Here is a 10,752-nt window from a genome sequence, read left to right as displayed (position 1 = left end):
GCCGCCCGATGTCACTTGGCCGAGTTCATTCGCTGCCGTGCTCGATGGCCAAAGGTTGTTCGGAACTTTGCGCGAAGATGAACCGGGCCTCGGTGGAGGGTCGGTAAAGGGCGTTTGGAGGGGGTTCCGCAACGATTCCCAAGGTCTTCACACGCACAGCGGAGCGTGGTGTTGTCATCTCGTTAAGTGGTTCCGCTTGACGCCGATGGTCGCCTGCGCGTTGGCTTTTCAGTCACCTGGGTCGCAATGCTGCGTCCTCGTCCGGAAGGCACCAGAAGTGAGCACCTCGATGCGTCGTATCGCCATAGCCGTGGCCGCGCCCACGCTGTCCTTCTCGCTGGCCGCCTGCGGGGCGCTCGGCGGGTCAGGGAGCAGCGCCGATGCGAGCCCGACCAAGGGCAACGACGTGACGGTGGGTCTGCTGCTGCCGGAGACGGCCAACACGCGCTACGACAAGTTCGACTTCCCCATCATCAAGGACAAGGTCGCCTCTCTCACCCGCAACCAGGGCAAGGTGGACTACGCCAACGCGGGCGCGGACGCGGACAAGCAGGCCAGCCAGATGCAGCGGATGATCGACGAGAAGGTCGACATCATCCTGCTCGACGCGGTGGACTCGCACGCGATCGCCGGCGAGGTGAAGAAGGCCAAGGACGCGGGCATTCCGGTCATCGCCTACGACCGGCTCGCCGAGGGCCCGATCGACGCGTACATCTCCTTCGACAACGAACTCGTCGGCGAGGTGCAGGGCCGCTCCCTGCTGGAGGCCCTGGGCTCCGACCGCGACACCTCCTCCAAGATCGTCATGATGAACGGGTCGCCCACCGACCCCAACGCCAAGCAGTTCAAGCAGGGCGCGCTGGCCCAGCTGAACGGCAAGGTGACGATCGCCGCGTCCTTCGACACCAAGGACTGGAAGCCGGAGAACGCCCAGGCCAACATGGCCCAGGCGATCAGCCAGATCGGCAAGAACAACATCGCCGGCGTCTACTCGGCCAACGACGGCATGGCCGCCGGTGTCATCAAGGCCCTCAAGGCGGCGGGCGTCACCAGCCTGCCCCCGATCACCGGCCAGGACGCCGAACTCGACGCGGTGCAGCGGATCGTCAGCGGCGAGCAGTACATGAGCGTGTACAAGTCCTACCCGACGGAGGCCGAGACGGCCGCCGAGATGGCCGTCGCCAAGGTGCAGGGCAAGGACATCCAGTTCGACGCCCTGACCCGCGACAAGGTCAGCAGCCCGACCAACAAGGACGTCCCCTCCCAGCTGGTCTCCGTGGTCGCGCTGACCAAGAACAACATCAAGGACACGGTCATCGCCGACGGCATCTACAAGGTCTCCGACATCTGCACGGCCAAGTACCGCTCGGCCTGTTCGGCGGCCGGACTCAAGTAGGGCCCGCTCCCGGGCGAAAGCCTCCGCGCGCCTCGTCACCTTGCTGCAACGCGCCAGACGGAGGCCGGTACACACCGGGTGAAACCGGTGCTTATGGAGAGCCGGCCCCGAGGGAGCCGTGTTGCACAGCCGGTCCGGTCCGCGCATAGTTGCGCTGCGGAAGAGGCGGAAACCGGGGGTGTGATGGGCCATGGCCGGGCACGGGGCGGAGAAGCATCCACACGGTGCCGACCGACTGTGCGGGGCCGGGGAGCGTGTGTATTCCCGGGCCGTACGGCGGGGCCGTGTGCCGCGCCGGGACGCCGAGCCGGTGCCGTGCCTGCTGGAACTGGCCCTGCTGCACCCCGACCCCGACGACATGGACTTCCTGGTGCCCACCGCGCCCCAGGAGGTCATGACCCGGCTGCTGCGCGGGATGTACGACGAGGTCAGCGAGAGCCACCGGCGGGTGGGTTCGGCGGTGGCCGCCTTCGAGCGGTACGCGGGGCTCGGCCGCCAGGTGCAGTTGTCCTCGGCGGCCGGTGAGGGCACCGCGATCCGGGTGCTGGACGGACTGTCGCGCATCCAGGCCGCCATGGACGAGGCGACCGAGGCGTGCACCACCGAGGTGCTGACCGTGCAGCCGGGCGGCATCCGCCGCGAGCACGAGCTGACCGAGGGCCTGCACCGGGCGCTGGCGCTGCGCGGGCGCGGGGTGCGGATGCGCGACCTCTACACCCATGTGGCCCGGCACGGCCAGGGGCTGCTCAACTACCTGGAGCTGATGGGCGACGCGGTCGAGGCGCGCACGCTGGACGAGGTCATCGACCGGCTGATCCTGTTCGACCGCACGGTCGCCTTCGTGCCCGCCAACGCCGACCGCACCATGGCGCTGGAGCTGCGCCACCCGGCCCTGGTCGAGTACCTGGTGACGGTCTTCGAGCGGCTGTGGCGGCTGGCGATCCCGCTGACCGCGCCGCTGCCCGACACCGGCATCGAGGGCATCTCCCACCGCGAGCAGTCGATCGCCGCGCTGCTGGCCGAGGGCCACCAGGACGCGGTGATCGCCGAACGGCTGGGCATCAGTGTGCGCACCTGCCGGGCCCACATCGCCCGCCTGTCGGAGACGCTGGGCGCGGCCAGCCGTACGCAGTTGGGCGTGCGGATCGCCCAGGCGGGACTGGACGGGGCCCCGCGCACCGCGGGGGCGGGCGCGGTCAGTGTTCCCGGTGCTGCGGGTCCAGGATCCCCGACCGGCCGATGAGATAGCCCAGTTGGGCCCTGCTCTCGCTGCCGAGGGTGGCGGCGAGCTTGGCTATGTGGACGCGGGCGGTGCGCACGTTCATGCCGAGCCGGTGGGCGATCACGGAGTCGGTGTGCCCCTCGACGAGCAGGCCCGCGATGGCCCGCTGGCGGGGCGTGATGCCGTCCGGGGAGGGCTGCTGGACGGCAGGGGGGTGCATCGGGGTGGCCAGCCGCCAGAACCGCTCGAAGGCGGTGACGAAGTACGTGATGAGGGCCGGGTGGCGGACCTCCAGGGCGAGGGTGCCGTCCTCGTTGGCGGGGATGAAGGCGACGGTGCGGTCGACGACGATGAGCCGGTCGGCGACTTCGTCCAGCGAGCGGGCCTCGACGTCCCCCTTGAGCTGCTCGTAGCGGGCGCGGGCGAGCGGGAGATGGCGGTGCGTGTGCTGGTAGAGGGTGCGGATGCGGCCGCCGCGGTCGAGCAGGGCCTGGTCGCGGACCATGGAGATGGCCTCGGCGGTCTCCGCGCGCTCGTTGCTGACGCGGCGCACGGGGGGCTGGACGCACAGGCACTCGCCGCAGGCGTCGGCCATCGCCGCGTCGATGGCCCGGTTGATCCGCTCGGTGCCGCTCAGCAGCCGGAACGCGGAGGTCTCCGGGGTGCGCGGCTGGCGTCCGCCGAGCCGCAGCAGGGGAGCGAAGCTCTCGGCGAGCCGTTCCTCACGGCGCCGTTCGTCCGCTATGCGCTCGGCCGTGGCGCGCAGCAGCCGGTGCAGCGCGGTGGCCGGGGCCACGGGCTCCAGCCGGCCCGGTTCGTCGACCGCGGGGTGCAGCAGGCCGAAGTCGACCAGGCAGGGCGCCTCGTGCGCCTCCTCGGCGGGCAGCCGGCCGTCGCGCAGGGCGCGTTCGTACAGTGCCGTGCCCGCGGAGCACAGGTCCGCCGCGCCGTGCTCCGGATGTGGTGCCGGGCTCACTGGGGCCCCTTCCGTCGGTTTCAGTGCCCCTGTTCGAGGATTCCCGACTGTGCGATGAGGTAGCCCAGCTGGGCGCGGCTGCCGCTGCCCAGCGCGGTGGCCAGCTTGGCGATGTGGGCGCGGCAGGTGCGGACGTTCATGCCGAGCCGGCGCGCGATGGCCTCGTCGACGTGGCCCTCGACGAGGAGCTTGGCGATGGAGTGCTGGATCTCCGTGATGCCGTCGGGCGCGGTCTCGTAGGGGGCGCCGGCGCTGAGGGGGACCGCGCGGCTCCACATGAACTCGAAGACCTTGATCAGATAGCGGACCAGGCCGGGGTGGCGCAGTTCCAGGGCGACCTGCTGGTCGTCCCGGGTGGGGATGAAGGCGACCGTCTCGTCGCAGATGATCAGGCGCTCCACCAGCTCGTCGATGGAGCGGTACTCCACCTTGCCGTCGGCGAGGTGTGCGGCGTAGGCCAGTTTCTCCTGGCTGTAGCGGGCGGTGTGCTGGTACAGGGTGCGGATGCGCACCCCGCGCTCGATCAGGGGCCGGTCGCGTTCCAGCCCGCGCAGGACGCTGCGTTCGGAGACGCGGTCGCTGGGCTGGACGGTCAGCATCTCCGTGTGGCACTGGCCGGTGGCGAGGTTGAGCGCGGTGTTGATCCGCTCACCGCCTTCGAGGACCGTGATCGAGCCGCCGCCGGACGCCGACTGGCCGCCGAGGGCCATGAACGGCTCAAAGGCGTCCGCGATCTCGCTGGCCGCCTGGCGGCGCTCGCTGATCTCCCGCTCGATGGGGGTGAGCCGCTGGGCCAGGGCGAGCGCCGGAGGCACCGGGCGCAGCCAGTTCGGGTCGTCGGGATCGGGGTGGAGCAGGGCGAACTCCATCAGGCACGGCGCCGGTTCGGCGTCCGTGCGGGCGATCCGTCCGGCGCGCAGGGCGGCCGCGTACAGACGACTGCCTTCCGGGCAGAGCTCGTTCATCGCATGGGGATGTGTCGCATTTATGTGATTCGTGGCCAAATCTCCACCCCCCAGGGTCCTGAACATGCAGGAACATGATGCACCGATTGTGTGGCCATGACGTGCCCGAATGAGCCATCGTCATACGTGACGGGGGAAAAGGGGACCTTCAAGTGAGGACGAAGCCGATTATGCGTAACAGACTGCTTCGCTCGGTGCTTGTCGCCGCCTTCTCCGCCGTTGTTGCCCTCGGCGCGCTGAGCGGCCTCTCCGGTGCGAAGAGCGATGTTCGGGCGAACAGCACCTGGCCGTTGGTGGCCGAGAACTCCGCGACCGCCGGCGGTGCCACTGCCGCGACAGGTGGATCCGGGAGCTGATGTGACCACACCACCCGACGACCGGTCCTTCCGTCGAGAAATGGCCACCGCATACCGCTCCGGCTGGCACTTCATCGACCTGGTCACCGCCATCCCCCACAGCGGTGACTCGCTGATGGTGGCCGTCTTCGGTGAGCCGGTCGTCGTCGCGCGGGACGAGGACGGAGACGTGCGGGCGTACCGGTGCCTGCGACGTCCTCGGGGGGCGCCGCAGCCGGTACGGTGTGCCATCCGATACGGAATGATCTTCGTCAATCTGGACCAGCGGGACCACCGGCAGGTGGCGCCGGAACCCGCCGACATCAGGACCATCTCAGCCACCCCCCGCAGTGCCTGACGCGATTCCCCCGTCGTAACAGATCGCTCAGGTACTTCCCCCCGCAGCGGCGTCACCGTGACCTGAACACGGTGACGCCGCTGCAGTTTCGCCCGGAATATCCGCGTATCGACCCGGCCGTGCACTGGCCGGAATCCGTCACTCGCGCATCCGCCCCCGCCCGGCCGTTCATCCACGGCCAAGCGCCCTGGTGAGCTCGATCTCGATCACCACGCGGGACGGATCGGGCGACGGCGTCCGCTCGTAGCGCTCGGCGTAGCGCCGTACGGCCTCCGCCACGCGGTCCGGCTCCGTACGGACGAACGCGCGACCCTCCAGCGTCGCCCAGCGCCGCCCGTCCACCTGGCACACCGCCACCGGCGCCCCTCGCCCGCCGGCCGCCAGCACGTTCGCCGCCTTCGTGCTCGCCTTGCCGGTGATCACCCGCGCGAGCCGCGCCCGCGGGTCGTACGTCACTCCGACCGGGACGACGTGCGGGGTGCCGTCGGGGCGCAGCGTCGTCAGCGTGCACAGGTGCCGCTCCCGCCAGAAGCTCAGGTACGGCGCGTCGGGTGCGCCGGGGTCCAGGGAATACGTGGTGGAGGCCATGCACCGGAACCTAACCCCCCGGCCCCCGCGAGTCCCAGTGGAACGACCTGGCCGGATTCACCTTGAGCGGAATAGACTCAACTTTGTGTACGCTGGATGAGTCAGCACTGGGAGACGTGGCAGAGCAACGACGCCAAGGAGGAGAGAAGCGACCGTGGACGCCGAGCTGACCAACAGGAGCCGGGACGCCATCAACGCGGCCGGCAACCGGGCCGTGACGGGGGGACATCCGGATCTCACCCCCGCCCACCTGCTCCTCGCGCTGCTCGAGGGACAGGACAACGAGAACATCATCGACCTGCTGTCGGCCGTCGACGCCGACCAGGCGTCCGTGCGCGCCGGCGCCGAGCGCGTGCTCGCGTCCCTGCCCAGCGTGACCGGGTCCACCGTCGCGCCGCCGCAGCCCAACCGGGAACTGCTGGCGGTGATCGCGGACGCGCAGAGCCGGGCGCGCGACCTCGGGGACGACTACCTGTCCACCGAGCACCTGCTCATCGGCATCGCCGCCAAGGGCGGCGCGGCCGGCGAGGTGCTCGAGCGGCAGGGCGCCGGCGCGAAGAAGCTGCAAGAGGCGTTCCAGAAGGCGAGGGGAGGGCGCCGGGTGACCACACCGGACCCCGAGGGTCAGTACAAGGCGCTGGAGAAGTTCGGCACCGACTTCACCGCCGCGGCGCGTGAGGGCAGGCTGGACCCGGTCATCGGCCGGGACCAGGAGATCCGCCGCGTCGTGCAGGTGCTGTCCCGCCGCACCAAGAACAACCCGGTCCTCATCGGCGAGCCGGGCGTCGGCAAGACCGCCGTGGTGGAGGGCCTCGCCCAGCGGATCGTCAAGGGCGACGTGCCCGAGTCCCTGAAGGACAAGCGGCTGGTCGCGCTCGACCTCGGCGCGATGGTCGCCGGCGCGAAGTACCGCGGCGAGTTCGAGGAGCGGCTCAAGACCGTCCTCGCCGAGATCAAGGACTCCGACGGCCGGATCATCACCTTCATCGACGAGCTGCACACCGTGGTCGGCGCGGGCGCCGGCGGCGACTCCGCGATGGACGCCGGCAACATGCTCAAGCCGATGCTGGCCCGCGGCGAGCTGCGCATGGTCGGCGCGACCACGCTCGACGAGTACCGCGAGCGGATCGAGAAGGACCCGGCGCTGGAGCGGCGCTTCCAGCAGGTGCTGGTCGCCGAGCCGACCGTCGAGGACTCCATCGCGATCCTGCGCGGTCTCAAGGGGCGCTACGAGGCCCACCACAAGGTGCAGATCGCGGACAGCGCGCTGGTGGCCGCCGCGACCCTGTCCGACCGCTACATCACCTCCCGCTTCCTGCCCGACAAGGCCATCGACCTCGTCGACGAGGCCGCCTCCCGGCTGCGCATGGAGATCGACTCCTCGCCGGTCGAGATCGACGAGCTCCAGCGCGCCGTGGACCGGCTGCGCATGGAGGAGCTGGCCCTGGACAAGGAGACCGACGCCGCCTCGCGCGAGCGGCTGGAGAAGCTGCGCCGCGACCTCGCCGACAAGGAGGAGGAGCTGCGCGGCCTCACCGCACGCTGGGAGAAGGAGAAGCAGTCCCTGAACCGGGTCGGTGAGCTGAAGGAGCGGCTGGACGACCTGCGGGGCCAGGCCGAGCGCGCCCAGCGCGACGGCGACTTCGACACCGCCTCGAAGCTGCTGTACGGGGAGATCCCGACCCTGGAGAAGGAGCTGGAGGCCGCCTCGCGCGCCGAGGAGGAGGCCGCCAAGGACACCATGGTCAAGGAGGAGGTCGGCCCCGACGACATCGCCGACGTGGTCGCCTCCTGGACCGGCATCCCCGCCGGGCGCCTGCTGGAGGGCGAGACGCAGAAGCTGCTGCGCATGGAGGACGAGATCGGCAAGCGGCTGATCGGCCAGGGCGAGGCCGTGCGCGCCGTCTCCGACGCCGTGCGGCGCAGCCGGGCCGGGATCGCCGACCCCGACCGGCCCACGGGCTCCTTCCTCTTCCTCGGCCCGACCGGCGTCGGCAAGACCGAACTGGCCAAGGCGCTCGCCGACTTCCTCTTCGACGACGAGCGGGCCATGGTCCGCATCGACATGTCCGAGTACAGCGAGAAGCACAGTGTGGCCCGCCTGGTCGGCGCCCCGCCCGGATACGTCGGCTACGAGGAGGGCGGCCAGCTCACCGAGGCGGTGCGCCGCCGTCCGTACAGCGTGGTGCTGCTGGACGAGGTGGAGAAGGCTCACCCGGAGGTCTTCGACATCCTCCTCCAGGTGCTGGACGACGGCCGCCTGACGGACGGTCAGGGCCGTACGGTCGACTTCCGCAACACCATCCTGGTGCTCACCTCCAACCTGGGCAGCCAGTACCTGGTCGACCCGGTCACCAGTGAGCAGGAGAAGAAGGAACAGGTCCTGGAGGTGGTCCGCGCCTCCTTCAAGCCCGAGTTCCTCAACCGACTGGACGACCTGGTGGTCTTCTCGGCGCTGACCAAGGAGGAGCTGAGCCGGATCGCCGAGCTCGCCATCGGCCGCCTGGCCGCGCGGCTGTCCGAGCGGCGCCTGACGCTGGACGTCACGCCCGAGGCGCTGGCCTGGCTCGCCGACGAGGGCATGGACCCGGCCTACGGCGCCCGTCCGCTGCGCCGTCTGGTGCAGACGGCGATCGGCGACCGGCTGGCCAAGGAGATCCTCTCCGGCGAGATCAAGGACGGCGACACCGTCCGCGTCGACCGCTTCGGCGAGGGCCTGCTGGTGGGCCCGGCCACGGGCAAGACGCTGTAGGGCCACGCACCCACGCGCCCACGCGGCCCGTCACCCGGCAGCCGGGTGACGGGCCGCCGCGCTCATGTCGTGAACGCCGCGAAGTCGACCAGGGCGGTGCCGGCGTCCTCGTACGTCACGCTCACCTGTACGGCGTCGGCGCCGACCCCCTCCGGCAGTCCCCGCGTGTAGCTCAGCTCCAGACACAGGTCCGCGTCGTCGGCGCAGAACTCCGTCTCCGGCGCCGGGGCGTCCGGGTAGGTGCGGTGCAGCCAGTCGCGGACCGCGGCACGCGGCATCCGGAAGTCCGCGCTGTAGGAGACGTCCTGCCAGCTCCGCTCCACGCACCCCCCGACCGGCGTGGCGCCGTCCGGAAGGGCCGCCCCGCCGAATGCCAGCGCATGCGTGCAGGAGACCGCCTTGGGCCCACCGCCGAGTGGGTACTCGGAGTCGGAGAAGATCACGCCCACGAAGGCGACGAGGAAGGGGAGCAGAACCATGGCCGGCAGCACCGCGACCGCCGCGACCAGCCACCACCTCGTCCGGCCCCGCGGCGCCCCCTCGGCGTCCGGCTGCTCGGCCCTTCCGGTCCGTGCCCGGGCCATGACCCCCACCCCCACCCGCTCGACGTCCACCCGTCGGCCGGATCATGTCAGCCCAGGGCTGACAAGCGCCCGGCGGGCTTGCCACGCCCCTCCCCGCATGGGGGAGGATGGCGGGATCCGTACGAAGGGAAAAACACGGTGAGCATCGACCCGTCCTCGATTCCGAACTTCGGGGGCCAGCCCGAGCCGCAGCCCCAAGGACCGGCGGGCCCCGTCGTCCCGGATCAGGACCTCGTGAAGCAGCTCCTCGACCAGATGGAGCTCAAGTACGTCGTCGACGACGAGGGCGACCTCGCGGCGCCGTGGGAGCAGTTCCGCACGTACTTCATGTTCCGCGGCGAGGACGACCAGCAGGTCTTCTCGGTACGGACGTTCTACGACCGGCCCCACAAGATCGACGAGAAGCCGCAGCTGCTGGAGTCCATCGACGACTGGAACCGCCGGACCCTGTGGCCCAAGGTCTACAGCCACACCCACGACGACGGCACCGTCCGCCTCATCGGCGAGGCCCAGATGCTGATCGGCATGGGCGTGAGCCTGGAGCACTTCGTCTCCTCCACGGTCAGCTGGGTGCGCGCCGCGATCGAGTTCGACCGCTGGCTCGTCGAGCAGCTCGGTCTGGAGCAGGACGTCAACGAGGCCGACGAGCCCGGGGACGACGAGGAGTAGTCCCCGGGACGGGGGAGTCCTCGGCGCGAGGAGCGGTCCTCGGCGCGGGAGCATGTCCTCGGCGCGGGACACGGACGAGGCGCGTGGGCGTCTACAGCGGCGTGTGGGTGATCACGACGAGGTACGCCCCGTAAGCGAACGAGAGCCCGGCCAGGGCGCAGGCCACCGCGGCCGCGTGCCAGGGCCGGGCTCTCGCCGTGCGCACCAGGGCGCGGGCCAGCGGCAGCAGCAGCGGGAAGGCCGGCAGCAGGAAGCGCGGCTTGCACTGGAAGAAGCCCGAGCCGCCGCAGGCCACGACGAGGAGCGCCCCGCTGTAGACGACCAGCGGCAGGGGAGCGCGGTCCAGGACGAGCAGCGCGTACAGCAGCACGCCCGCCGCCACCAGCACCAGGGCGGCGAAGAAAAGGAACGCGTCGCGGTGCAGCAGCAGCTGCTTGACGAAGCGCAGCGCGCCGAGGCCGAAGTCGAAGCGGGAGCCCCACAGCCGCTGGAGGCGGAAGTAGCCGTCGAGGGTGTCGCCGGTGCGCCGGCCCGCCCACAGTACGTAACCGGTCCAGCCCAGCGGGGCCAGCGCCACGGCCGTCCACAGCCTGTGGGAAACGCGCCCCCGGGCCCGCCACACGGCCGGCGCCGCCGCGGCGAGTACTCCCAGGGCCACCGCGAAGCCGTTGGGCCGGGACAGCCCGGCCAGGGCGGCCAGCGCTCCCGCCCACACCCAGCGGCCGGTGAGCGCCGCGTACAGCGACCAGGCGGCGAAGGCGGTGAGCACGGGCTCGCTGTACCCCATCGACAGCACCACCGAGTGCGGCAGCAGGCCCCACAGCACGGTCAGGGCGGTTCCCACGGCCCGGCCGTGCAGCCGGTCGCCGATCGCGTAGATCCCCCAGGCGGCCGCGGAGGCCGCGAG

At 70.9% G+C, this 10,752-nt stretch carries 10 protein-coding genes; 5 read left to right on the top strand and 5 right to left on the bottom strand.

Annotated elements, in window-relative coordinates:
* Nucleotides 1-289 precede the first annotated feature (289 nt).
* Together IE249_RS20730 and IE249_RS20725 are read left to right on the top strand one after the other, a co-directional pair.
* Nucleotides 290-1,396 (top strand): sugar ABC transporter substrate-binding protein, encoded by a 1,107-nt coding sequence (locus IE249_RS20730; protein WP_189706911.1) that lies wholly within the window; start codon nucleotides 290-292, stop codon nucleotides 1,394-1,396.
* A 190-nt stretch (nucleotides 1,397-1,586) separates the two neighbouring features.
* Entirely contained in the window at nucleotides 1,587-2,639 is a 1,053-nt protein-coding gene (locus IE249_RS20725; protein ID WP_189706638.1) for a helix-turn-helix transcriptional regulator, read from the top strand.
* Here IE249_RS20725 and IE249_RS20720 read toward each other — a convergent pair.
* Together IE249_RS20720 and IE249_RS20715 are read right to left on the bottom strand one after the other, a co-directional pair.
* Nucleotides 2,593-3,594, bottom strand: a complete 1,002-nt coding sequence (locus tag IE249_RS20720) for a helix-turn-helix domain-containing protein (protein WP_189706636.1) — start codon at nucleotides 3,592-3,594, stop codon at nucleotides 2,593-2,595. The two genes, IE249_RS20725 and IE249_RS20720, sit on opposite strands and share 47 nt — an antisense overlap.
* 20 nt (nucleotides 3,595-3,614) lie before the next feature.
* On the bottom strand, nucleotides 3,615-4,559 hold the full coding sequence (locus tag IE249_RS20715; protein WP_229858904.1) for a helix-turn-helix domain-containing protein: 945 nt from the start codon (nucleotides 4,557-4,559) through the stop codon (nucleotides 3,615-3,617).
* Between the two features lie 357 nt (nucleotides 4,560-4,916).
* Between IE249_RS20715 and IE249_RS20710 the strand changes: the two genes are divergently transcribed.
* The gene (locus IE249_RS20710; protein ID WP_189706632.1) at nucleotides 4,917-5,252 is read left to right on the top strand and encodes a Rieske (2Fe-2S) protein; all 336 of its coding nucleotides are present in this window, start codon (nucleotides 4,917-4,919) and stop codon (nucleotides 5,250-5,252) included.
* A 168-nt stretch (nucleotides 5,253-5,420) separates the two neighbouring features.
* On the opposite strand, the gene IE249_RS20705 is transcribed toward IE249_RS20710, so the two are convergent.
* The gene (locus IE249_RS20705) at nucleotides 5,421-5,840 is read right to left on the bottom strand and encodes a pyridoxamine 5'-phosphate oxidase family protein (protein WP_189706630.1); all 420 of its coding nucleotides are present in this window, start codon (nucleotides 5,838-5,840) and stop codon (nucleotides 5,421-5,423) included.
* Between the two features lie 154 nt (nucleotides 5,841-5,994).
* Here IE249_RS20705 and clpB point away from each other — a divergent pair, with 154 nt between their 5' ends.
* The gene (clpB, locus tag IE249_RS20700; RefSeq protein WP_189706628.1) at nucleotides 5,995-8,592 is read left to right on the top strand and encodes an ATP-dependent chaperone ClpB; all 2,598 of its coding nucleotides are present in this window, start codon (nucleotides 5,995-5,997) and stop codon (nucleotides 8,590-8,592) included.
* 62 nt (nucleotides 8,593-8,654) lie between these two features.
* Here clpB and IE249_RS20695 read toward each other — a convergent pair whose 3' ends face one another.
* Nucleotides 8,655-9,176 carry a hypothetical protein gene (locus IE249_RS20695; RefSeq protein ID WP_189706626.1) on the bottom strand — a complete coding sequence of 174 codons (522 nt, stop codon included), beginning with the start codon at nucleotides 9,174-9,176 and terminating at the stop codon, nucleotides 8,655-8,657.
* Nucleotides 9,177-9,314: 138 nt separating this feature from the next.
* Here IE249_RS20695 and IE249_RS20690 point away from each other — a divergent pair, with 138 nt between their 5' ends.
* A complete protein-coding gene (locus tag IE249_RS20690; protein ID WP_189706624.1) occupies nucleotides 9,315-9,845 on the top strand; it encodes a type III secretion system chaperone family protein in 531 nt (176 codons plus the stop codon).
* Nucleotides 9,846-9,936: 91 nt separating this feature from the next.
* On the opposite strand, the gene IE249_RS20685 is transcribed toward IE249_RS20690, so the two are convergent.
* On the bottom strand, nucleotides 9,937-10,752 hold an 816-nt coding region (locus IE249_RS20685; RefSeq protein ID WP_229858902.1), incomplete at its 5' end, for a hypothetical protein.

Source organism: Streptomyces anandii JCM 4720 (assembly GCF_014650655.1).
GTDB classification, from domain to species: domain Bacteria; phylum Actinomycetota; class Actinomycetes; order Streptomycetales; family Streptomycetaceae; genus Streptomyces; species Streptomyces anandii.
Note: the sequence above shows the minus strand (reverse complement) of the source record. Positions and strands in the feature narration are given on the sequence as shown.

Excerpts from the sequence above, each read along its gene's own strand:
- IE249_RS20725 (WP_189706638.1), top strand. The coding sequence starts at position 1,587 with ATGGCCGGGCACGGGGCGGAGAAGCATCCACACGGTGCCGACCGACTG.
- IE249_RS20715 (WP_229858904.1), bottom strand. The coding sequence starts at position 4,559 with ATGAACGAGCTCTGCCCGGAAGGCAGTCGTCTGTACGCGGCCGCCCTG.
- IE249_RS20705 (WP_189706630.1), bottom strand. The coding sequence starts at position 5,840 with ATGGCCTCCACCACGTATTCCCTGGACCCCGGCGCACCCGACGCGCCG.
- IE249_RS20730 (WP_189706911.1), top strand. The coding sequence starts at position 290 with ATGCGTCGTATCGCCATAGCCGTGGCCGCGCCCACGCTGTCCTTCTCG.
- IE249_RS20695 (WP_189706626.1), bottom strand. The coding sequence starts at position 9,176 with ATGGCCCGGGCACGGACCGGAAGGGCCGAGCAGCCGGACGCCGAGGGG.